Origin of the sequence: Cellulomonas telluris, assembly GCF_004886325.1 — a bacterium.
In the GTDB taxonomy this organism is placed as follows: domain Bacteria; phylum Actinomycetota; class Actinomycetes; order Actinomycetales; family Cellulomonadaceae; genus Cellulomonas; species Cellulomonas telluris.
In genome coordinates, this window is record NZ_QXFN01000103.1 from 1 (window position 1) to 525 (window position 525).

The window sequence follows — 525 nt, forward strand, 5'->3', positions numbered from 1 at the left end:
CCAGTCGAGGCCATCCGGGCTCGCCTGCAGGATCTCCAGGGTGTCGAGGCCGGTCCGGATCTCGGGCTTCACGTCGTCCGGGATGTGCGCCTCGGAGACGTCCCAGAGCCGCGGTCCACCCTCCTCGACGAGCAGCGACGACGCACCGCCGACGTAGCCGAAGCGGGTCGGCGTGCCGGACAGGCGGGCGACCAGGTCCTCCACGACCCCCTCGAGCCGGCCGGCCATGTCGCCGCGCGGGGAGAGCGCGCTCACCACCACGTCGGCTCCCTGGACCGCCGTGCCGAGCACGTCCGGATCGAGCACCGAGCCCTCGACGTAGGACACCCCGTCGACCGGGGCGTCCGGGCGGGACCGGCTCACAGCGGTGACGTCGTGGCCTCGCTTGCGGGCCTCGGCGACGAGGGCGGCGCCGGCATAGCCGGTGCCGCCGAGAACGGTGATGCGTGCCATCTGATGTGCTCCTTCTGGTGGAGGGGTGGTCTCAGCGCCAGCCGAGGTCGGGCGCGACGTCGGTGAGCACCA

1 protein-coding gene is annotated in these 525 nt (G+C 73.1%); it reads right to left on the reverse strand.

Annotated features, from left to right (window positions below):
* Positions 1-453 (reverse strand): NAD(P)-dependent oxidoreductase (locus FB586_RS18935; protein WP_136520873.1); only part of this gene is annotated, 453 nt, incomplete at its 3' end.
* Between the last annotated feature and the right edge of the window lie 72 nt (positions 454-525).